This window comes from Ruegeria arenilitoris, assembly GCF_013030985.1.
GTDB classification, from domain to species: Bacteria; Pseudomonadota; Alphaproteobacteria; order Rhodobacterales; family Rhodobacteraceae; genus Ruegeria; species Ruegeria arenilitoris_B.
Genome location: NZ_WPYP01000010.1, coordinates 49969 through 72848 on the forward strand (window position 1 = coordinate 49969; position 22880 = coordinate 72848).

A 22880-nucleotide genomic window follows, 5' to 3' on the forward strand; every position below is an offset into this window, starting at 1 on the left:
GAGCCAGTAGAACGCCTGGCCGTTCAATCGCCACCATTGAAGCTCTCTCAGAACGTACGCACGGTGTCGTGTATTGAGACGCGGCCAAGAAAGCCAACATTCGTTGCGGCGCAGAAAGTGGTAGATGTGGGTTCATTCCAATCCTTGGCGCTATTGCAGAAAGACCTCCTGCCCCGCCAATAACTGATCACGCAGAACGGCCCATCGGCAAAGGACAGCGTCCGCGTGATAAGACGAATATGCTTCTCAGGCAGGCGGTGCTGTTGCCTGCCCCCCTGGATCTCAAGGCCCATAGGAGACATTCACCGTTCAACCCAGCGCGGCGGTACTGCTTCACCAGACCGATTTTCATTACCAGGTAGTATCTGGTCTCCTGTGAATTCACACACTGAAAAGAACAAGTAATTCAACTGCTGTTGGTGCCTGGGGGCTCGTACGGCCGCAACATTGGAACCCATCTTGGCACCGCCGCCTTGTACTGTAGGTACTCCTTGCCAAAGCGTCGTTCCAACCCCGGTTCTTCTACGAATATGAAGTAAACCGTATTGAGGAGAAAAAACACTAGCGCCCAGCTGAGCAGGAGCGGGCTGTTCAACGCCACGGCTTCAGCCAATATCATCAGGATGACCGATGAAAGCATGGGATTGCGTACAAAGCGATAAGGTCCACTGACCACAAATCTTTGAGGTGGATCCCACGGTGCAGGAGTCCCATGCCCCTCATGAACAAACAGCTTCATCGTGTAGGCGGCCAAAACAAGCGCGGGGACTGCCAACATCACCGCCACAGCCCAATGGAGGCGCGTCCCAACACTTGCGCCAAATGGCCAACGTTCGCTGAACCATTGGATCAAAATCGGGATGTAAATCAGCGCTGTTCCGGGGAGGATAAGCACTGTTTTAGTCATTCTCCAAAACATGGTGTAGACTTATCATATCTTGTCTATCACCGGGATCGCGTCGCACTTAATTTTCATTTGCGGAAATCATTGATGCGACAATCATCCCTTTGAAGCTTTGGTAAATCTCATATTTCTGTCTTGAAGTTGTTCATTTTGGTGACCTGAATTGCTACGATTTAAGTTGAGGCAACAAGCAGGACATCGCGATGCGCAATGCAATCTTCTTACCCCTGGCGGCATTGTTCCTAGGGACCATCATGAACGTTGAACCGGCAGCCGCCGCCTCGCTCGGACGATACGAGGTATTTGGCGTCGAAGACGGTGACATGCTGAAAATGCGTGGTGGGCCTGGAACAGGCTACGTTGTGATTGTTGGTCTGCCAAATGGAACCGCCTTACGAGTTCACAGTTGCGAGCAAACCGGTGGCACCCGATGGTGCCGCGTTTCCTTGGAGCGCGCTCGTGGGCTCAAGGGGTATGTCTCTTGGGCATACTTGCGAAAAATTTGAAACCCCGAGATCGAAGCGCCCAATCTTGATCGAATGTAATCTAGTAATTTTTCCTGGCTCTCGAAACGGCTCGCCAGTTTTCTGTTGGTGGGCTGTCCAATAAGTGTTGGGCGCGGGCCATCATTGCAATTGAGGCGGGGTCCCCGTTTCGCGCCTGGTCAGCGGCCGCAAACGCTGCAACAGCCATTTCAAACTGTCCAGCCCGATAGTGTGCAAGCCCCTGTTCATACGACTTAATCCAAGCTAGGGATCCATCAAACCCATCCTGCATCGCGATCAGTTCGTAGACGACCAGCTCTTCGGTCCGTCCGAACACGATAAGCGTGTCCAGTTCACGGACCACTATCGAATTGGCAGCCTGACGTCTCGTCTCCTGCCCGATCAGAATTAGCGTACCATAATCTTTATTGGCACCTTCTAACCGACTGGCAACGTTCACAACATCACCAATCGCGGTGTAATTCAGACGCTGTTCCGAGCCGATGTTTCCGACCAGGGCCTCACCGCTGTTCAGCCCGATCCTGACGCGCAGGGGGTTGCCGTCCTCATCTTCAATTTCGGACGCTTCCACTGCAGCGACAAGGTCCAACGCAGCGCGGCAGGCATTTTCAGCGTGATTGGTATCATTACGCGGCGCCCCCCAAAACGCCATCACAGCATCGCCAATGAATTTATCGATCGTTCCACCGTTCTGAGTGATGGCGGCTGAGGCCGCGCCGAAAAAGGGTTCCATCAATTGGACGATTTTGGGGCCGAGTTTTTCGGACAGACCGGTGAACCCCGCAACATCACAAAACAAAACGGAAATCTGTTTCATTTCTCCGCCCGGCTGTATCTTGATACCCTCAGCAACCAGCATTCGCACGAGATCAGTGGGCACATACTTTCGGAACGCAGACAGGCCTGCCGCCATGCTGGCAGTTGCTGCAGAAAGATTGGCAAGTTCAGACAGGTTGGAGGGTCTGCGCGCAATCTGATCGACGTCAAAGCGCTCAATTTTACCAAGGTCTTCGGCAATGCGCGCCAACGGATTTGCCACAACTCCGCGGATCAGCCAGATCGCCAGCCCAGTTGCGAAAACCACCACAACTATCAACACGTAAATCAGGTTGATCAGCGTTGCATTGATGCCCGAAAGAAAGGCAGCTTCAGGTATGACTGTTGCAACGCGCCAGCCGTAAAACCCAAGTGGCGTCAGCGCCACCGCATAAGGCACGCCGTCGATGACGATGCGTTTCGTCAAAGTGCCTGGGGTATTCGTTTGGGGGTCAGCCAATAGCCTCTCACCTGAGATCATAGCTGCTTCGTAGAGCTTGCCCTCTCCCATGCGCGCCGGAGTACTCTCATCCGCTTTAGGATCGGGTACTGCAATGACTTTGCCATTAGCGTTCAGAATGAATGCCGCGCCAAACTCGCCAGGTGCAAGCGTGGCAAGAAAACGTGACAAACGATCCGTTTCGATCGCAACGGCCAGAACTCCTTGTCGCTTTCGATTGACGTCTATCGGACCGGCAAAGGCGTAAGTGGTTTTGTCACTATCTGGAAGGTCGCGCACTTCGATCCACCCGGCGAAGTTGAGGCCCATGAAGTTTTCGAACCAGGCATGATCGCGCGGATCATAGGATGTTTCGGTAAAGGTCCTTTCTTCGAACTGGATGTCACCGGGAATGAAGATGTAGCGGTCTTTCCGCAGCATTCGATCCCGGATTCCTTTATCGATTTCCATCATCTCAAGCCCGCCGTCACCTAAGCGATGTGATGCAAAAAAATTCCCATCCGGCCAGCCAAAGAACATCCATGAGATATTCGGCTGTGCCTGTAATTGTGACAGGAAAACAAACTCTCGCTTGTCGGCCTGCCGTGTCGTGATGACGTTCTGAACAAAGATAGTGCGAACGGCTGCCCAAGCGGCTTCGGCCGACCTTAGGGTCACGCCCACCTCGATGCGGACGGTATTTGCAATCTGGCCGTTGATTTCAGCCGCTAGCATACGGCTATTGTCGCGCGCTGTTCTCCACCACAGGGAATGCACGATAACCGTCGATACCCCGATAGAAACAGCCACCAGAATTGACACAGCAATGCCTACGCTGAATCGCAACTAAACCTCCGACAACAACGTCATGTGCCTAAGTATTGAATTGCGACTGCCAAGAGGGCAAAGCTTTCTTAGATCCAATCCCGAATTCTCACGTATCTGTTAGGTGCTAGCCGTGGATTTTGGCGAAGCAGACACCTTAACATTACATGCTGTATCTGACCTACGAAGTCTTCCAGATGCTTCGCGCAGGTGATTGTGTGGCCCAAAGCATGCGCAATTGGGCGGACCCTGAACCGAGGTCGAGCTCCCGATAGGATCACAGTAAATCTGTGAACAAGGGAGAAGGACGATGGAATAATTTGCCGGGCTGGATGCGTCCCTGCGATCATGTGCGCTGTGCAATGTTGATGCGAGGGGTCGCGTTGCATATGAGCGTGAGCTGGCCTGTGACGTCGTTGAAATCGCCCAGTGTCCGGAGAGCTTTGCTTACCCGATTGCAAGGATCGGCTTCGAGGCCGGCACTATGAGTCAGCATTTGTTTTACGGTCTCACGAATTATGGCTTTGATGTTGTCTGTATGGAGGCTCGCCAGGTCAGTGCCGCCCTGTCTGCGATGCGGAACATGACCGATTAGAACGATGCCCGCGGCATTGCTCATACCCTGCGAACTGGCTGGTTCAGCCCGGTCTACATGAAGAGCCGAGAAGCGCATGGTATTCGAGCGCTGCAGAGTTGCCGCAAAGCCTTGTTCAACAAGACAATCGATCTGGCGAACGAAGTTCGGGGTCTTTTGAAGATCTTTGGACTACGCCTGCCCAAGACCGTTCAGCATGGTAGCTTCGATGAAATAGTCCCAAAGCGAGGCTCTCCATTGCCAATCCGACATATGCGTGCCGCGATGTCCCACGAGACATCAACCAGACTGCGAAGAGAAGCGTGACCCGGATGAGCGACGAACGCCCCAACTGACAAAGGAAAACGAGCTTGACCTATAAACCCAATTAGAAAAGCTGCCATTGACCTTGATCACCGTCGCTGCGGTGCGGCCCGTCAAAGGAGACATTCGCTGCGCGAGCGAAGCCGGAAGTCCGACGGAGGTCCGAAGTGCGGGCGAGGTTGTCGCTCGGGTTAACCCGCCTAAGGGTAGACGACCATAGGAAGAACCAAGCCCCAGGGAGTTTCCTCGGCGCGTCGCAATTCCTTGAAGCCTGCTTTTCTGTATGCAGCTATCGCACGGACATTTTCTGGGTGCGGATCAGTGGCAATTACCGGAGCGCCGTCCTCAAAAAGTCTCTTAAGCCTTTGGGCTATGAAGCTCGGGCCGTACCCCTTTCCAGTCATGTTCAATTCGCCAATGAACTGGTCAATTCCACGCGAACCCTTCGGAAGATCATAGAAATGATGATCGTCCCAACCATGAACCGAATAGTCTTGCATATAGGCAAAGGGTTGATCGGCTAAACCGACTATCCACCTAGCCACCCGCGTGTCATCGAAATCCTTGGCTTCACCGGGCTCTGTAGAATCCCACCATTCTCGGACATGAGGACGGGATTGCCAATCCAGCAGCAGTTCAAGATCGGCAGCCGTAGCGCTGCGGAACGTGAATTGTTTCGCGCTTTTCATTACGGAAAACTAGCACAATTGTCTTCGGATTGAATGGCCTCGAAGCAGACGTCGGCAGGCGCGTGCACGCTGTTTTGGGTCTCCACAATAGATTCCGATGGTATGAAAAGCGTTTGCAGCAGGTTGCTAAGGAGGACGAGCGTGTAAGACTGCTGCGCACAATACCTGGCGTTGGAGCGGTGACGGTCTCTGCGATTATCGCCAGCATCGGAGACGGCCACCAGTTCAGAAATGGTCGCGAGTTTGCAGCATGGCTCGGTTTGACGCCTGCGAACAAGTCTAGTGGCGGCAAAGAGAAATTGGGACAGATCACCAAGATGGGTGATCAATACTTGAGATCACTGCTTGTCGTTGGCATGACATCGCTGGTCAGGCAGACCCGATCACATCCAGAGCGCGCTAGCAAATGGCTGACGTCACTTCTCGAACGTAAACCTGTGCGCGTCGCCACTATTGCAATGGCCAATAAGACGGCTCGGATCGTCTGGGCCGTTCTCACACGCAACACACCTTACAACCCACACATGGCCTGAGGAAAAAAGAAACACGAGTTAGCAAGACCTGCGAAATGATGGTGCATAAGTCAGCCGCCAAAGCCAGGACACCCCGCCGAATGTCCTGGGCGATACAGCCCGCTTTGCCGTAAGGGACCTGGTTTGCGGAACCCATCAGGGCCAGCGGTCGAAGCCGCATAAACAGGCCGGACATACGACTGCTTCTGACAAATGCGCAATTCAGATCAAAAAAGTCTTGCTATGCAGGAGCCATCCACACAAGACATTCACTACGAACGCAAAGCTCCAGGGCAGACTAAGGCAGGCGGCATGGATATCGCGAGCCTGAACTGCCCCCAAGTCTCTCAGTCCTTCCTTTTTTAACCTCACATGCTCTGGATCGGTAGCATTGGATCATTTCGGTCTGATCGGTTCCCATAGAGTCAGCAGGTAGAATCGCCTTTGGGCGTAAGGATCAGATGGTTTTTATCACCGTCTTTCGGTGCAAGAAGCTCCATACGCATGAGTGGGCCGATCCCTTTGGTGGCAAAGCTGTGTTCATCCCTCTTGCGATTGCCGCCTTGATCTACCCACGCCCACCTTTGTCGCCTTGTTGCAGGGTCTGAATACCCCCGAAGTTCACTCGGCGTGAAAGAGGCTTTAACCCCTCGGTTGATGTAGGTGAATGTCAGATACCTCAGGATAGATCGGGATGTGGGTGGGACAAGTTCCCAGGCGACAGAGGCGTCATTGCTCGGCAGTTCGGGTTTGGTGCGTCTGCTTTTTCTCAGTGTTCAGGCCCAAGTTTGTAAGCTGAGACCAGTGCGCTAGTTTTGTCACCCGGTAGGTTGTTTCGGGCTCCATACTTCCGGGCGCAGCGATCATTGGAGACGATCCTGCGCGCCTCTTCCCGGAACATGGCTTTGATTTGCTTGTCCATTTCACCTCCTAAATACTGAGTTTAATGGTGTCGAATTAGCGGCATACCTGATAAGTGCAGAGGTTCCGCAGCCAAGCAAAGTTCCATACTGAAATTCCAGATATTACCTACCGAATGCGTTAAGTCATGGTTCGCATTTAATCACACCGAGCGGACCATACGGTTGGCAAGAATATGCAGGAAGAAAAGCGCATGCTTGATTAGCGCAACTCTACTGGCGTAGTTTCATACAAGGACTCAAACAAAAAAGGAGCGAACTTACACATTTGCTGCACTGCGTCTGATTTAAGATAGGGCAGCGTCAGTTTCAGTTTTTCTCCTGCTTGGCCTCACGTTCGTTTGCGTACCCGGCCTTTTATTTGTGTTGAAGTTTTAATGAGGGCCTCGTTGTTTGGGGCAGTTTTGGCGGAGGGTTCTTCCTGCAATGCAAAACAAAAAAAACGCCGTCCCCCCAGCTTTGTCCCAATCGGTCTGGCTCAGAATTCAAAGTACCGATCCTTCAGCCATACAGTGCTCCAATCCGGCCAAGTGTTTGATCGCGGGCGCGCCAAGGCGTCAGAGATCTCTCCGAATACCAATTCACCACGATTGCCCCCACACGGCTGTTCTTGTGGGGCAAAAAAGGCTGAGTGATGCGTGTTTTTGATATCGCATTGATTGGCGCAGGGCCTGCCGGTTATGCCGCACTGACCGCATTACGGGGGTTTTCGGGGTCGTTGGCCGTGATCACCGGGGCAACACCCGACCCCTGGCAGGGTGGGCCTGCAAAGGTGGTTTCGGTGGCGTTCGAACGACAAAAACCGGCCTGTTTGGCGGACCGTATGCCCGTATCCGGTGACGCGCCGCCCATGTATGCAGCGGCCGAAGTGGGCGGCCTTGCCAATTACTGGGGCAAACAGCTTCAGGTTTACGGCAGCGACGACCCGTGGGGGCAAGGCCCATTTCTGGAAACCTGGAAGGCGTATAAGACCGCCTGTGATACGGTGCAGGCTGATCTCGAGGTGATCGGCGGCACCCGGCAGCAGAATCTGGACAGCGATTTCGAGGCCAGCGTACCGCGCCTATTGGTCGGAACCAAGGACGCACCGGGCAGTCAGCTGAACGCGATGGCACTTGCGGTCGAAAAGCGGCTGCAACAGATCCCCAGTGTCGAAGTTATGTCCGGGCGCGTGCAGCGGATCGAACAGGAACAGGGCGTTCTGCGTCTGGACCTTGGCGGAGGCACGCAGGTCCGGGCGCGCCGCGTATTTCTGGCCGCCGGTGTTTTGGGGACGGCGACCACCTTGGCGCGCAGCATTCCCAATGTCTCAGAGATCGGATTTCGCGATCACGCGCCCTATACCATCAACTGTTTCCGGCTGGACCGCATCCTTGGGCCAACGCACAGCTATGCCAACAGCGGTAATTTCAACGCCCTGACGGTCACGTTGAAAAACGGGGGACGCTGCGATTTGTTCGCCTCGGTCTATGCGGTATCGCAGGCACCCATCAGCCTGCTGACGACCAATTTCGGACTGGGTCCCCGATTGCGCGGCCGCCGGGTGGGACGGATCTTTGATTTCGTGCAACCGATCCGTCTTTGGACCCCGAAAACGCAGGTCCAGTTTCGGCATAATCCCACCGGTAGCCAGACCGAGGCCACCCCTACCCTGGATAAGGAACCCGACTCGAAGCTAAGGCGTTTTCTGGATTGGCTCGTCGCCCATGGTGTTCGCAGCAAGCTGGGCCAGACCGCGCCGGGACAGGGGTTTCACTATCACCGGCTGACCCTTGGGGCCGACCGGCGCGCCGTCGATGATGTGGTCAAATCCACCTTTGACGGACAATTGCGAGTCATTGACGCCTCTTGCCTGAAACAGATCGGCTGCCCCCCGCATACTCTGACGGCAATGGCACAGGCTTATGCCCGCGTGAGCCACGATCTGGAAAGCCCGGAATACCAGTAAACTTTCTACAGCCGCACCCCGGTTTTCCGGCGCGTTCAAAGAGGGATTCAATGCACAGTTTGACCAAAGACAGCAAGCTTGCGTGCGAACTTCCCCATTTTTCCACCGGCCTTGATCGCCTGTAAAGCCGCCTGAACGTCCGGCGGCCCAACCGCCTCATCAGAGGCCACGCACAGCTCGTAGAGCAGTTCCAGAATGCCGCCCAGGTCGCGCGGAAGCTCTGGCGGCAAATCGACCATCATACCCGCCAGTGCAGATTTTACCGCCCGTGCGTGGGCGTTGGATGTTCCGGCCACCTGAGCCATTCGCTTGGTCCACCGGCGCAGCGGCAAGCCCGCGTGAAACACAAGCGAATGTGCGGCGGATGCAAACGCGCTTTGGTCGAACACGTGTTGATCCATCAATGTGGCCATTGCATCGGTTGTTGTCGTTCCAACGCCCTCGTCGGCGCTGGCCAGATACCAAGCGAGCATTGCGTGCGCCATGGGTCCGGGTTTGGGATCAGGGCGGAAAAGCGGGTCCAGGAACGTCAGACAATGGTGGTTGGTCAGCTTCTGGTCCAGTTCCAGTTCGAAGATACCGGTGGCAAAGAATAACTCGGTATGCGCGGGACGGGCTAACCCAACCCATGGGTTCGGGAGCATCATCCAGCTGCTGCCCGGATCGCTCATGTAAGTATGCTCGGATTTTGCAGGCAGGGCAAAACCCAATGCGGCATCCACATCATCGGGAATTCGGGGCGTGATGCGGATTTTCGGTCTCGGCCAGGCATATTGATCTATGCGCCGAATATCCGCGTAGAACTCGAAACATGCCGGGTGGCCCAAGCCCGGCACGGGTCCGCCAATCAGGTTTTCGATGCGTGGGTCCGCTTGCAACGGCAGGGTCGAAGACCACGCAATCGCCCATAGCTGCTTATCCGTCTCAGGCGGCAGGTCGGCCCCCAGCGCATAGGCCAGCGCCCGTTCCTGTTCTGACAGCGGCTTCAGGTCGTTCCGAGCGGTGTCACGTCCTTCGGGTGCCAAACGCATGAGGGCCAGTTTGAAATCCGCGCCCCCCGGCGGGACGCCGATCTTTCGGTATTCTGCCAGACGATCAATCAACTGATCCGCGGCCAGAAACCCGCGATTGTCACTGGGTGCCGACAGCATGGGTATAGCGTACCCTTCCTGCACAAAAGCCAGCAGCTCTTGCGCCCGGGCTGCAAACATCCCTTCAAAGCTGTTGCGATCAATCACAAGCGGCGTGTGCCCGGAATACCTTGGCGTATGATACGGCTGCAGTTCAGTGTCGACATCCTTCCCATTGGCCCATGCCAGCGCGGTCGCCAAAATTGGTTTTTCGAAATTCCCTGCCCCGCCGAAAGCGTCTTGCACCACGCGGTTCCTCAACTGGGTTGCCCGTTTCGCCAGTGGTGACAACAGCGGACCAGCCGCCGCCCCGAACCGCGCCAGACCGTCAAATGCGCGTTCCGTCAAAAACGGATCGCTGCCGTTTTCCAAAAGCTCCAGAAATACCGCCACGGCTTCTTCGACCGACGCCACCGGATGAAGGGATTCGACCCGGGCCACCAGATCATCCGCGTCAGGCAACGGGGCCGGTTCACTGCCTCCGACAATCTCTGAAAGCCTTCCCCGTACGGTCGGAGCAACCATTTCCGCATAATCACGCAACTTGTCCTGAACCTCAGGTACCGAGTGCTGGCCCAAGGTTTCGATCAAGTCCAGCGCCCTTGCCTGCACATCTCCGGCCTCGGAAATCAGGGCCGACGCCGCCATCAAAGCAAAGTCAGATGCCCTGTCGGGATGGCGCTTGGCGCAGCTTTTCAGCAATTGCAACGCCATGACGGCGCTGGATTTCTGGCGGCCTTGCAACGCGGGGTCGATCGACGCCAGCAGCGCGGCAGGGTCAATCCCGTTCAGTTTGTCGATCCGTTTCAACACCTTCAACGCAAAAGCCACGGTCGGAGGCACAGAGCTGGCTAGCAAGTCCAGATACCGCCCGGTCCGGTGCGAAATCTCTGCGTCCGTAGGACAGAGACCGGCGTGAAACCGCGAATACCACCCGGCCCGAAACTGTCCGAAATCCCGTTCAAGCGCATCCAGTGAGGCGTCCAGCAGCCGGTCTCGGTCCAATGTGCCGTCGTCGCACAGGCCGATCAGGAAATCTGACCAGGATGCCCCCGGCCCGCAGTATTTGTCATGTGCGGCAAGGCTCAGGTCACCGCCGCCTTCAACCTCGAAGAACCGCCAGACATCATGCGTCAGAAACCGGTCGCGCGCGGGCTCCGGAATGGCCGCCTGATGGGCATAGTAGCCCAGTATGTAGGCGTCCGTTTGCGGGATATTGCACTGACCTTGAGCATACAGCGCATGGACGACTTCGATCAGGCGCGGGTTGTCTTCGACCGCCGCCACGGCCCAATCGTCCATCCAACTGAGGTTCAGCGCGCCAAAAACATCCGTCAGTGGGATCGATTGCGGCAGGATGCGCCAGTCGCCACAGCTATATTCGGATGGGCGCGCCGTCGCCAGAACAGCGACACCAAGCGCATCGCCGTCCTTGGCCAAATCCGAGACCTGTTTCCTGTCACTGAACTGGGCATCCCAATACGCTTTGTCATACGCTTTCTGCGTTTTCAGAGCGATCGGGGCAAAGGCGCGACGGTCGGCTTCGGGAATGGCGGCAAGTGCCTTTAGCACGTGACGGGCGCGCTTTGTGGTAATCAGCTGGAGGAATTCTGCTTCGGTCACTGGAAGCGCTCCGTTTCCATTTCCGCGGCCAGAATGTGCTTGCAGGGGCCGCGCGCGTTTTTGTGTCTGGCATACCAGGGACAGGTGCAGCTCGGAGCGCCATCCCCAAAACGCACACGGTGAACCGCCGCATCGCTGATCACCTCGGCACCGCCCTGTTCAAGTGTGACCGCCCGGGCATCCACCAGGTTCCGGGCCGCTTCCAGACGGGGGTTCATTGCCTCGACCCGGTCCATGTCAAACGGAAGAACCCTGTGAAACCAGGCGGAATGAGCAAGATCGAACCCCACAAGGCCCAAGGCTGCCAGATGCGACATGGCCATATTGACCTGCTCCTGCGACAGGCCGGTGTAACGGGCCAAAGAGGACAGGTTCAGCCCGTCCTGCCAGTTCAACTGCGCCCGCATGGCGGCAATTTCTGCTTCATTCCGCGCCAGATCGGACAGCAATCGGCCATCGCCGGAAAACCCGCGCCAGGGTTCGGCATTCAGCACCAGGGTCAACCGCTGTGATCCAAAATCAAGCACCCATGCCGAGCTTTGCAACGCAGGATTGCCATAGACATGAAGAGCCTTGGCCCTACTCACCAGTGTTTCGAACACGCGCAGGCGATGCCCTCCGCGCAGTGGCACACTGCCCGGCGCCGGACGGGTCGTGGTTCTGACCCTCGGGCCTGTAGCCGCGACCCAAACCCGATGGTCCGATTTCGAGCGCGGCAAGCTTCGCAGGAACCGCTGCGCCGACACGGGCGGCAACGAGAACGCTTTCTCCATTCCCGACAGGTGCCCCTGCACTTCGCCAAAGCCTTTGATCCATCGCACGGGCAGCGGCACTTTGCGCTCGGTAACACTGGCCCGCTCATGCGCCAGTCCAACCGCGCGCGGGCCAATTGTAATCTCCAGACGGCTGTCCGGCTTGGTCTGCGCCAACAACGCCCGCAGCTGGGCCCCGAAGTCCACGTTTGTGGTCCCTTTGGCACGATGTACGACCTCAAGAGCACCTTCATCGATGTCCAGACGGATATAGGCGCTGCAACAGGCCGAGAAGCCTTCGAACCGAACAGTTGTCGGGCCAACGGTCGCGACGGGATCGGCCTCACGCAGTATCCGCGCCAACATGGATGGCGGAACATAGAACCTTGACCCCACGATTTCAGAGACCGCCCGCAAGGCCCTGGCCGTCACGTCAGGCTCATTCGCAAAAGCCGTCAGAAAAGCTTGCGGCTCTTTTTTGCCGATCCGATCCGCAACAAGAAACAATGAGCGGTCGTGATCCTGCCCGACCAGAGAAGAGCAGCCCGCATAGTGGTAAACGTGGTCAACTGCGCTCATTCCGGCCTTCCTGAAAATGGTGCAATGCTCAACTAATCAATGATCTTGGCACCAGATTGACGTGGTAAAGGTGTCAACAATGAGGCCCCTTGCCGCGATCCTCTTGGGCACCACAATGGGTCTCGTTTCGGGCACTACTCGAGCGTCCAGACGCCCACCCGGCGATCGTTGGCTTGACGGCAAGTCACTTTTCGCCGATCCATCAACTCTCGCATTTTCAGCACCGCACCATAGTTTTAGGATGCGCCCCACCGCAAACGCCCTAGACTAAAAGACGAACCGTTACCAAAGGCCTCGTACGTGAATATCGAAAACCGCATGATGATGCCGCCTCGCCACGAGTTGCGAAATGTGCGCAATCAGGGCATGACCTTTCTGGCGCTGGCGTTTCTGTTCAGCATATTCGTCAACATCCTGATGCTGACCGGGCCTTTGTTCATGTTGCAGGTCTATGACCGGGTGCTGGGCTCGCGCGCCGTGGAAACGCTGACGGCACTGTTTTTGTTGGTGACCCTGCTCTATGCGCTTATGGCGATGCTGGACTATGCCCGCGGCAGAATCGTCGCGCGGTTCGGGGCCCGCTTCCAGACGCAACTGGATGAACGTGTGTTCGATGCGACCCTGCGCCGGTCACTTTTCCCGCAGGCGCGATCTGCACCGGCAACGGCACTGCGCGATCTCGAGTCGATTCAGAACCTGTGTTCCTCGCCTGTCTTGCTGGCGGTGATGGATATCCCGTGGACTCCGGTTTTTCTGGCGGCGATCTTCCTGTTCCACCCGCTGCTGGGCTGGCTGGCCGTGGCAGGCGGATCCCTGCTGATCGTGATTGCACTGCTGAACCAGGGGCTGACGCATCGCAAGGTGGCCTCGGCACAACGGGCTTCGGCGCAGGCCAACGCCTTTTCGGAACATGCCAGACAGGCCGCCGAGGTGGTGCGATCACAGGGTATGCAGGACGACATTACCCAGCGTTGGCAACGTCAGCGGACCAACGCCCTGCGCCAGACCATTGCCGCCAGCGACTGGACTGGCAGCTTTACCTCGCTGACCAAATCTCTGCGGTTGTTCCTGCAATCGGCGATGCTGGCGCTTGGCGCCTGGCTGGTGCTGCGCAACGAGTTGACGCCCGGCGCGATGATCGCCGGATCGATCCTGCTGGGCCGCGCACTGGCACCTGTCGAACAGGCGGTGGGTCAATGGGGGATGGTCGAACGCGCCCGAACGGCCTGGACCTCGCTGAACCGGTTTCTGGATGCAACCCCGCCCGAATTGCCGCGCACCAAACTGCCCGTACCCAAGGCCCATCTGACCGCCAAGGGCCTGACCGTCATCCCGCCGGGCGCTGACAAACCGACCCTGCGAAACGTCACGCTGCGGCTTGAACCGGGTCGCGCGCTGGGTGTCATCGGCAAAAGCGGGTCGGGAAAATCGACGCTGGCCAAGGCCCTGTTGGGCCTGTGGCGACCGGCGGCAGGGGAAATCCGGCTGGGCGGGGCAACGCTGGATCAATACGATCCCACCGATCTGGGTCAGCATATCGGCTACTTGCCGCAGGAAGTGACCCTGTTCAACGGAACGGTGGCCGAGAACATCGCTCGTATGTCGGAAAACCCCGATCCCGAAGCCGTTGTGGCCGCTGCGAAGAAAGCCAAGGCGCATGAACTGATCCTGACCCTCAGCAAGGGGTACGACACGTTTCTGGAAGGCAATGACAGCCAGTTGTCCGGTGGTCAGAAACAACGTATCGCATTGGCGCGCGCCCTGTACGGGGACCCGGTCATGCTGATTCTGGACGAACCCAACTCGGCCCTGGACGCCGAAGGAACCGAGGCGCTGAACGCCGCTGTTCGGGGGCTGAAAGAGGCCGGGAAATCCGCCATCATCATGACCCACCGGCCGCAGGCGATCTCGGAATGTAATGATCTGGCGGTTGTCGAAAACGGTCAGGTGGTGAAAACCGGCAGCCGGGACGAGGTACTGGCTGCGATGGTGCAGAACGCCGGCGCGATCAAACGGGGCCTCAGCCAGGTGAAAAAAGATGCAGGATAAGACGGCTCAGGATACACGCCCGGTGTGGCGGATCACGGTACCGGCCTTTGTCGGTTTTACAGCGCTGATCATTCTTGTCGGCGGACTGGGCGTCTGGGCGGTTCAAACTCGTCTGGCCGGGGCCATTGTCTCGCAGGGGATCATCGAGGTTCAAAGCAATCGTCAAGTGGTCGAACATCCCGATGGCGGCGTCGTGGGCGAGATCTATGTCCGCGATGGCGACGCGGTGACCGACGGCGACTTGCTGGTGCGTCTGGACGATACATTTTTGTCTTCGGAAAAGACCATCGTCGAATCCCAGCTGTTTGAGTTGTTGGCCCGCCGGGTCCGTCTTGAGGCTGAACGCGACGGCGGAGATGCCGAAGCCCTGGCGGCGCAACTGGCATATGTGCAAAAGCAGGACAATATCGACCCTGACCTGATTGCAGGCCAGCAGCGCCTTTTCGAGGCCCGTCTGGAGACCCTGACCCAACAAACCGAACAGCTGCGCAAACAGCGGATCCAGATCGAAAGCGAGATCGAAGGCACCGAGGCCCAACTTGTATCCCTGCGGCGTCAGGTTGAGCTGATTCAGGACGAATTGAAGGACCAGCAGAGCCTGTTTGACCGCGGCCTGACCCCGGCCAGCCGGGTTTCGGCCCTGCAGCGGGAAGAGGCAAGCCTGACCGGCGAAATTGGCCGTCTGGAGGCTGCGGTCGCGCGCCTGACGGGCCAGATCTCGGCCACCGAGATCGAGATTGTCGAACTGACCTCGACGCGGCGCGAAGAGGCGATCACCGCATTGCGGGATGTGCAGACGCAAATCTCGGAACTGGCCGAGCGTCGCCTGTCTCTGGACGTGCGGCTGTCGCGGCTGGATATCCGCGCGCCCGTCGCCGGAACGGTCTACGGCAGTCAGGTCTTTGCGTTGCAGTCTGTGATTCAGCCGGCAGAGCCAATGATGTATGTGGTGCCGCAGGACACGCCGCTGCTGGTGGCGGCACGCGTGGACGCGATCCATGTGGATCAGTTGCATATCGGTCAGCCGGTCTCACTGCGCTTTCCCGCCTTCAACCAGCGGGAAACGCCCGAGATTGACGGCCGCGTCATCACCGTTTCGGCGGATACCTTCACCGATGACAACACCGGTCAGACCTATTATCGCGCCGAGGTCGCGCCCGAAGACAACCAGATCGAGCGACTGAACGGTCAGGCGCTGATGCCGGGGATGCCAGTGGAAACCATGATCAAAACCGACGAAAGAAGCCCCTTGTCCTATTTGATCAAGCCGTTGGCCGACTATTTCAACCGGGCCTTCCGCGAGTAGCAGCAACAGCGGATTTCAGACCTGTTCGACGTTCCCTAGCAGGATCGCGGTCATGTCTGTGGCAATCACGTTGTCCACTGCCGTCACTTGTACACCCGTTTCGTAGCTGACATTCGTTTCCGTGATGCCCGACAGGTCCGCATCCTTGTCCAGGAACACCCATTCCGCATCTTTCTCGGCTGGCAGGCCGACAGATATCTTGAGGATGGCCAAAGCGTCGAACGCGTTCACAATGCCGTCCTGATTAACATCTGCCGCGATCAGGTTTTCCGGCGTCGCCGGTCCCCATGTCGGGTCAAGCCCGACCGAGAGCCGGAGAACCTGCAAGGCGTCCAGCGCCGAGATTTTGTCACTGGCCAGCGAATAGGTTTTGACGATATCCAACTCGCCCTCAAACGTGCCCGAGGGCAAACCCAGATCGAAACGCCCTTCGTCATCCGCGCGCACACTGATGGTTCCGCCACCGTCCGGAGTAAAGAGGATCTCGGCATCAGACAGGCCGGGATTCGCGGTCTCAGAGCTGATCGAGATATCGCCCAAAACACCGTCCGAACTGTCCGGTTTCAACCCGCCAAAATCCCCAAAATCCACCGGAATGTGATCCGGTCCGCCAAACCCCGTTCCGAATACTTCGGCGCTGGTCAGAGGCCCCCCGGTCGCGGAATTGATGACGATCACCTCGTTGATGTATTCAATCTGCGCCCCCTGCGCGGTCGCGGTAAACGTCAACTGGCCGGGCGTGCGCAGCAACGGATAGTCGAACAGGTCCAATCGGTCGACACCGGCCTGAAAGCCGTTAATCGTCGTCGGATCACTGCCGTATTGCATGACAAAGATATCCGCTCCGGTTCCGCCATGCATCGTGGTCGCCGCGACTCCTGCCACCAGAATGTCATCCCCTGCCCCGCCCATCAGGGTGGTCTCCAAGATGCTGCCGCTGAGTATGTCGTTCTGCGCCGACCCGGTAACCGTACCGAACCCTGACTGCACGATACCCAGATCATCGATCGAAACGCTCAGTTGCGTCAGCCCCGCGTCCTGTTGCGAACCGACGAGGATCTGCAGCTCGTCCCCGACATGGGCAACGCTCAGCGTTTCGACATTTTGCAGGCCGCTGTGCACGGTGTCGGCAAAACTGTCCAAATGCACCAGTTGGCCGTTCGGCGTCAGGGTAAACAGAGTAACACCGTCATCGCCCCCGCCCGCCACGACAAACACATGCCCGTCAGCCTCGACCACGGCCAGATCCTGCACGGTTTCAAACCGCGTATGCAGCGAATCCAGAACGTGATCGGTTGCAATCAGACGTCCGTCAGCCGCCAGCTCCATAACGCTGAGCGAGTTGCTGTCCGCTCCTGCCACAACAACCCAGGACTGACCATAAGCCTGCACCACCTCAACTGCTGTCGGCGTCGCGATCCCCAGTGTTGCCAGCGCGTCGCTGTTGTCGACCGTGGTCAAGGCACCGGTGTCCTGATCAACCTTGTAAGTGCTTATCGCGCCGCTAACGGCATCGGCCGCAATCACGAAATGGCCCGCCCCGGCCTGCAGCACCTGCATCGAATCAGCCTGCCCTGCGACCGATGCCGCCAGGCTCAGTGACCCATCCCCGTTCACGGTATAGGTCGCGATCTGCCCTGTCCCCTCATGCGCGATGGTCAGAACATCCCCAAACTGAACAAGGGCCGAGATATCACCGCCACCGACCAGAGAATCGGTCTCCTGCAAGGCACCTACGGTCCCGTTCGGGTTCAGCTCATACCCGACCAGCCCGGTTGCGGTGCCCACATCCAGAACAAGTTGGTCGTCGCCGGCCAGCGACACGGGCATGGCGCTGTCGCCGACCTGATACGTGATCGAACCGCTGAAATATTCGGTGTCCTGCAACTGTGGCAGAGCGCCCTCGACCAGCTTCCACACCGTGATTCCACCGCCCGGGCCGGTCACGCTGTACAGATACGTTTCGCCATTAAGCGTTTTTAAAGCCGTATCGCCGATACCTGAATCGAGCGCTGCGCTCCCTGTTGCAACCACTCCTTCGAACTGAAGCACCATATCAAATCACCCCACGCCAAATCTGGCACCGACTACAGGATGATCCGATGCCCAGTCCGAAACCAAAGCGGGAATGTGGAGAAAACGAGGAGTTCGGCTTCAGTTTAACTCAATTTTTTCTGGTCCGACCGCATGAGTCACCGAAGGGAAAGACAGATGAACAAAACCTGGACCCCTCGGGCGGATGCGGAAACCACATGTGAGGGCAAGATGACCAAAGAACCTGAATCCAAGATCAATCCAGCTGCGGATCAGCCTGATTTCGAGCGTAAGCAGAACATTCGCCGGTGGATCGACGGCAAAATGCGCCGTTGGGCCGGTCGTGGCATTGCCGGTGGGCTCGGGTCGACAATCCTGGCTCTGCCCGCACTGGCTCAGGCCACTGTCGAAGAGCTTTATGCCTTCCAGTTCGCGGAAACGATCCCCGGGGTGCGCTCGGTCAAGGTGCTGGATAATGGCGACGTTCTTCTGAAACTGGCCGATGGCCGAAAACTGGTTGTTGCCGCCGAAAATGTGCAGGTGCTGGACAGCGGTGCGGTCATGATTGCCGAGGGCGTCGTATCCGAGATCGCCCAGTTCAGCCTAGCCGAAGCGGGCGGCGCTGCTGCCGCCGGAGGAATCAGTGGAGCCGGGGCCGCCTTGGGTGGGCTGGGTCTGGCGGGTGCCGCTGCTGCTGCCGGTGGTGGTGGTGGAGGAGGAGACGATGCTGCCCCCGCACCTACTCCTACGCCTGCGCCTGCTCCCAGTAATCCCGTTCTCAATCTCGCGGGTTCGCAAGCCAACACTTTGAGCAGCGCCAGCATGAACCTCACCGCACCGGAAGGTACGGAAACGGTCGAGGTAACCATCGGCTCGGTCACCAAGACCGTGACACCCGAAGCTGACGGGTCTTGGAGTATTTCGCTGACTCCCGCCGAAGCCGCAGCCCTGCCGCAGGGCGAGCAAACCGTGACGATCCGCAATCTGGATGCCACGGGTGCGGAACTGTCGTCTGAGACGGTCGCCTTCGATGTGGATACCACCCCCCCGACCCTGACAATCACGGGGTTCTCCGACGGCGCGGTGATGAACGCGGCCGAACAGGCCACGGATCTGACCATCACTGGCACGACAACGGCGGAAGACGGCCAGACCGTCACCGTCACGATCTACGGGCAGATCTACGAAGGCACGGTTACCGGCGGACAATGGAGTGTAACGGTCCCTGCCGCAGGGCTGGCCGTCATGCCGGACGGCGCAACGATTGCCGTCACTGCGGACGTCACCGATCAGGCGGGTAACCCGGCCACGCAAGCCGGTGCCAGCTTTGATACGGATTTTTCCGCTCCGACAGTTTCGCTGGACCCGGTTGCCGGCGGGTCGATTGAATTGATCGATGTCAGCGCCGACCTGACACTGACGGGATCAACCACGGCTGTCGATGGTCGGCCCATTACCGTGACCTTTGACGGTCAAACCTATTCGACCTCCGCAACGGGCGGCACTTGGAGCGTGACAATCCCCAGCGCTGATCTGACTGGCTTGGTGACCGGAGTGCCCGCCGCATTCAACGTCACTGTTTCCGATGCGGCAGGCAACGCTTCTGTTCCAGCCTCGGCCTCTGTCCCGGTTGATTTGACAGGCCCATCCGTCGCCATCTCTCCCTTGTCCGTCGGAGCGGTTCTGAACGCTGTCGAAGCAGGCTCCGACCTGACGATCTCGGGCACGACCGGCAATGTGCAGGACGGCCAACAAGTCACGGTCACCCTGAACGGCCAGACCTATACCGATACCGTCACAGGCGGCACGTGGAGCGTGACAGTCCCAACCGCCGATCTCGCCTCCCTGCCGGACGGAGGGAATTTCACTGTCTCAGCGGACGTTTCAGATTCGGATGGTCTGGCAGCCCCTCAGGCCAACGTAGCGCTGGCCAAAGATGCGACCGCCCCAATGTTGTCGGTCGACAGCTTCTCGGACGGTGCCGTGCTGAACGCGGCTGAGCAGGGCACCGACCTGACCATCACGGGTTCGACCAGCGCCGAGGATGGCCAGACCGTGACCGTTTCGATGAACGGTCAAACCTACACTGGTGCTGCATCCGGTGGTGCATGGTCCGTTACCGTGCCTGCCGCTGATCTGGCAGCCTTGTCGGACGGGGCCACCATTGCGGTCACCGCAGATGTGACCGACCAGGCAGGGAACCCTGCAGTTCAGGCCAGCAACAGCTTTGACACCGATTTCACCGCCCCGACAGTGAGCATCACAAACCTGTCGGACGGTGCGGTCATGAACGCTGTGGAACAGGGCACAGACCTGACGGTAACCGGCAGCTCTGACGCGGCGGATGGCACGGTGGTGACAATCGAAATCGCTCGCCCCGACGGCACCGTGGATGTCACAGGCACCGCCACGGTCAACAGCGGCACCTGGAGCTACACGGCCCCGGCCTCGGACCTGGGCGCGCTGCAGGATGGCGTGTCGTATGACGTGGACGCGTCGGTGTCGGACCCGGCAGGCAACAGCGCAGGGGCAAGCACAAGCTTTGACACCGATTTCACGGCGCCGACCGTAACACTCGATCCCTTGTCCGTGGGCTCCGAACTGGACGTGACCGAGCAAGGCAGCGACCTGACGATCACGGGGGCAACCAGTGCCGAGGACGGGCAAACCGTGTCCGTCACCCTGAACGGCCAGACCTATTCCGGTGTCGCCTCTGGCGGTACATGGTCAGCCACTGTTCCAGCCGTAGATCTGGCCGCCCTGTCAGACAGCACCGGCTATCCGATCTCGGCCAGTGTAAGCGATCAGGCCGGGAACCCGGCAATACCGGCCACAACCACTCTGACCACAGATTTCCGACCGGTTTTGACCATGAACCCCGTCGGCACAAACAACGCTGTTTCGCTGGCTGACGCACAGGCATCCGGCGTAACCGTTTCGGGAACATCAACCGGTCTGAGCACTGGCCAGACGGTGGATGTTTCCCTCAACGGAAGCCCGATTGGCAGCACGACTGTGGCGGCAGACGGCAGCTGGTCTTTGGCTGTCGCGGCCTCGGATTTCTCGGGAATCGACTCGGGTGACGCCCTTGATTTCTCGGCGAATGCTACGGTCTCCGGCGGGCCGGACCCTGTAACTGCGACGGACGAGAACACCGCGCACGAACCTGCGGGCTATGTAATCACTCAGACCGGGATTTCTGGGAACACGGCCACCTTTGAGGTCTATGCCGATTCGGACATGGATATTTCTGGCGGTCTCGCCCTGGACGTGAAACTGGGTTTCGATCCCTCCGTAACGACCTACGACCTCGGCTCTGAGACCCCAAATGGCGGTATCTTTGGCTTCTTCGCCAATCCGGATGGCGCATCGCTGATCCGTTTCTCCGGTGCCTCGACCACCATTACAGACCTGAGCCAACCCCTGATGAGCTTCGACATGACAGTCGTCGATGCAAGCCAACCCATTGAGCTGTCGATCACGACTTCTGTTGGAGGGCATTCCGTCTTTCAACTCGGCACCAACGGTGATGACACGCTGGTCGCAACCAATGTGGACAACATCATCCGCGGGCAGGACGGCAACGATGCGATTGATGTTTCGGCCGCAGGACGCGACGTTGTCGTGTTCGAGGCAGACCCGGCGGCCAATGGTATCGATACGGTGACAGGTTTCACAATCGGCACGGCCGCCGAGGTGACGGATGCCATCATGTTCAGCGGCCTGAGCGTCGGAACCCTTCGTGGTGACGGAACAGATTTCGAAACTCTGGCCGTTGGCGATGCGATCGGTGCCGATACCGGTGTTGTTGGTTTGACAACGGCTTTGGGCGATTTGTCCCAAAGCACGATCGAAACCGCGGTTGAGAGCTTTACCGGGCTTCAGGCAGGTGACGAAATCTACGTTATGGCAACGGACGGGACTGACAGTGTGCTGGTCAAAGTCGACTACAGCGCTCCGAACTCAGCATCTGTTGAAACTGTCGCGCATTTCACCGGCCTGGATGACCTGACCGGTCTGAGCGCAGACAACATCCTGCACACCGATCCCACCGGGGCAACCGCCTGATCACCAAAGTGGCTGCCGGTCTCTCTGATCGGCAGCCATAGCAAAAAATGGGGCAATAATGGCACAGAACGGCCTGGTTCCAGTCACCGCTGCACGGCACGGTCATCAGTACTGGAAACGTTTCACCTCTTATGAATTTGCAACCAATCGCGCTGATTGCGCAATTGTATTGCAGGAAGCTCCGCAAATAGCCGCGGCCTTTCCGATTGTGTTCAGGGAAACCGGCGAGGGCGTCGAACCCAGGGCCGTGTTGTCCCTGAAAGACGATATGCCCACACCCTTTGTTTCTCAGGAAGGACGATGGCTGGCGACTTATGTCCCATCCGAGCTCCGCTCCCATCCCTTTCAAGCACAGCCCCTCGGACAAAACACGCCCGACGGATCGACCCTGTTTCAACTGAATGTGGATGAAACATCTGGCCTGCTCAGCACCAATCCGAGAGATGAGCCCTTCTTTGACTTGGCTGGAATTCTGTCGCCTGCTTTGCGCGACGTGCAGCGATATCTTCAAACCCGCGTTGCGGCCCACGAGACGACTCTTGAGCTGTGCCAGACACTCAGGGCCATGGGGCTATTTGAACCCGCAGAATCCCACGATGAAATCACTCTGCCATCCGGGACATTGGGCATTTCACCCCTACGGCTAAAGAAACTGTCTCAGGCTGAGAAACTGAAACTGCTCGATTCGGGTGCGTTTCTGCTGATCCATGCTCACCAAATCTCGCGTTGCCATTTCGCATGGCTGGCACGGGCGCAACAACAGTTGGCAGAGCAAAACTCACAACAGAAATACACCGAAAATTCAGACATTTCCGGTTTCCTTAGTGCAATGGCCAACGCGCAGAATGACGATGTCCTCGGAACCGGAGGGGTGTGAAACAC

The 22880-nt window shown here is 58.0% G+C and carries 12 protein-coding genes and 1 pseudogene; 7 read left to right on the forward strand and 6 right to left on the reverse strand.

The window, feature by feature from the left end; all coding sequences use genetic code 11:
• Positions 1-406 precede the first annotated feature (406 nt).
• Complete coding sequence (locus GOX88_RS18580) at positions 407-907, reverse strand: methyltransferase family protein (protein WP_170405276.1); 501 nt, start codon at positions 905-907, stop codon at positions 407-409.
• 200 nt (positions 908-1107) lie between these two features.
• On the opposite strand from GOX88_RS18580, the gene GOX88_RS18585 reads away from it, so the two are divergent.
• Positions 1108-1410 carry an SH3 domain-containing protein gene (locus GOX88_RS18585; protein ID WP_170405279.1) on the forward strand — a complete coding sequence of 101 codons (303 nt, stop codon included), beginning with the start codon at positions 1108-1110 and terminating at the stop codon, positions 1408-1410.
• A 40-nt stretch (positions 1411-1450) separates the two neighbouring features.
• Here GOX88_RS18585 and GOX88_RS18590 read toward each other — a convergent pair whose 3' ends face one another.
• Entirely contained in the window at positions 1451-3511 is a 2061-nt protein-coding gene (locus GOX88_RS18590) for an adenylate/guanylate cyclase domain-containing protein (RefSeq protein WP_174826181.1), read from the reverse strand.
• A gap of 1077 nt (positions 3512-4588) precedes the next feature.
• Entirely contained in the window at positions 4589-5077 is a 489-nt protein-coding gene (locus GOX88_RS18595) for a GNAT family N-acetyltransferase (RefSeq protein ID WP_170405282.1), read from the reverse strand.
• Positions 5078-5148: 71 nt separating this feature from the next.
• Here GOX88_RS18595 and GOX88_RS18600 point away from each other — a divergent pair.
• Both GOX88_RS18600 and GOX88_RS18605 read left to right on the forward strand, forming a co-directional pair.
• Positions 5149-5610: pseudogene (locus GOX88_RS18600) on the forward strand (IS110 family transposase); the annotation flags it as partial.
• A gap of 1533 nt (positions 5611-7143) precedes the next feature.
• Positions 7144-8457: a hypothetical protein gene (locus GOX88_RS18605; protein ID WP_170405284.1), complete on the forward strand. Its 1314-nt coding sequence runs from the start codon at positions 7144-7146 to the stop codon at positions 8455-8457.
• 47 nt (positions 8458-8504) lie between these two features.
• Here GOX88_RS18605 and GOX88_RS18610 read toward each other — a convergent pair whose 3' ends face one another.
• Both GOX88_RS18610 and GOX88_RS18615 read right to left on the reverse strand, forming a co-directional pair.
• Positions 8505-11210, reverse strand: a complete 2706-nt coding sequence (locus GOX88_RS18610) for a DUF6493 family protein (RefSeq protein ID WP_170405286.1) — start codon at positions 11208-11210, stop codon at positions 8505-8507.
• Entirely contained in the window at positions 11207-12541 is a 1335-nt protein-coding gene (locus GOX88_RS18615; RefSeq protein ID WP_170405289.1) for an SWIM zinc finger family protein, read from the reverse strand. Before GOX88_RS18615 ends, GOX88_RS18610 begins: the two co-directional genes overlap by 4 nt.
• Before the next feature lie 318 nt (positions 12542-12859).
• Between GOX88_RS18615 and GOX88_RS18620 the strand changes: the two genes are divergently transcribed.
• Positions 12860-14590, forward strand: coding sequence for a type I secretion system permease/ATPase (locus tag GOX88_RS18620; protein WP_170405291.1), 1731 nt, complete (start codon positions 12860-12862; stop codon positions 14588-14590).
• The gene (locus GOX88_RS18625) at positions 14580-15896 is read left to right on the forward strand and encodes an HlyD family type I secretion periplasmic adaptor subunit (protein ID WP_170405294.1); all 1317 of its coding nucleotides are present in this window, start codon (positions 14580-14582) and stop codon (positions 15894-15896) included. The genes GOX88_RS18620 and GOX88_RS18625 overlap by 11 nt, the downstream gene beginning before the upstream one ends.
• A 15-nt stretch (positions 15897-15911) precedes the next feature.
• Here the strand turns inward: GOX88_RS18625 and GOX88_RS18630 are convergent, their stop codons facing one another.
• Positions 15912-17951 carry a beta-propeller fold lactonase family protein gene (locus GOX88_RS18630; protein WP_170405296.1) on the reverse strand — a complete coding sequence of 680 codons (2040 nt, stop codon included), beginning with the start codon at positions 17949-17951 and terminating at the stop codon, positions 15912-15914.
• A gap of 156 nt (positions 17952-18107) precedes the next feature.
• Between GOX88_RS18630 and GOX88_RS18635 the strand changes: the two genes are divergently transcribed.
• Together GOX88_RS18635 and GOX88_RS18640 are read left to right on the forward strand one after the other, a co-directional pair.
• The gene (locus GOX88_RS18635) at positions 18108-21998 is read left to right on the forward strand and encodes a beta strand repeat-containing protein (RefSeq protein WP_254443360.1); all 3891 of its coding nucleotides are present in this window, start codon (positions 18108-18110) and stop codon (positions 21996-21998) included.
• A gap of 58 nt (positions 21999-22056) precedes the next feature.
• Positions 22057-22875, forward strand: a complete 819-nt coding sequence (locus GOX88_RS18640) for a SapC family protein (RefSeq protein ID WP_170405299.1) — start codon at positions 22057-22059, stop codon at positions 22873-22875.
• Positions 22876-22880: the final 5 nt, after the last annotated feature.

Bases quoted from the DNA above. Each gene is read 5' to 3' on its own strand.
- GOX88_RS18615 (WP_170405289.1), bottom strand. From the start codon at position 12,541: ATGAGCGCAGTTGACCACGTTTACCACTATGCGGGCTGCTCTTCTCTG.
- GOX88_RS18640 (WP_170405299.1), top strand. From the start codon at position 22,057: ATGGCACAGAACGGCCTGGTTCCAGTCACCGCTGCACGGCACGGTCAT.
- GOX88_RS18580 (WP_170405276.1), bottom strand. From the start codon at position 907: ATGACTAAAACAGTGCTTATCCTCCCCGGAACAGCGCTGATTTACATC.
- GOX88_RS18595 (WP_170405282.1), bottom strand. From the start codon at position 5,077: ATGAAAAGCGCGAAACAATTCACGTTCCGCAGCGCTACGGCTGCCGAT.
- GOX88_RS18635 (WP_254443360.1), top strand. From the start codon at position 18,108: ATGAACAAAACCTGGACCCCTCGGGCGGATGCGGAAACCACATGTGAG.
- GOX88_RS18620 (WP_170405291.1), top strand. From the start codon at position 12,860: ATGATGATGCCGCCTCGCCACGAGTTGCGAAATGTGCGCAATCAGGGC.
- GOX88_RS18605 (WP_170405284.1), top strand. From the start codon at position 7,144: ATGCGTGTTTTTGATATCGCATTGATTGGCGCAGGGCCTGCCGGTTAT.
- GOX88_RS18630 (WP_170405296.1), bottom strand. From the start codon at position 17,951: ATGGTGCTTCAGTTCGAAGGAGTGGTTGCAACAGGGAGCGCAGCGCTC.
- GOX88_RS18585 (WP_170405279.1), top strand. From the start codon at position 1,108: ATGCGCAATGCAATCTTCTTACCCCTGGCGGCATTGTTCCTAGGGACC.
- GOX88_RS18625 (WP_170405294.1), top strand. From the start codon at position 14,580: ATGCAGGATAAGACGGCTCAGGATACACGCCCGGTGTGGCGGATCACG.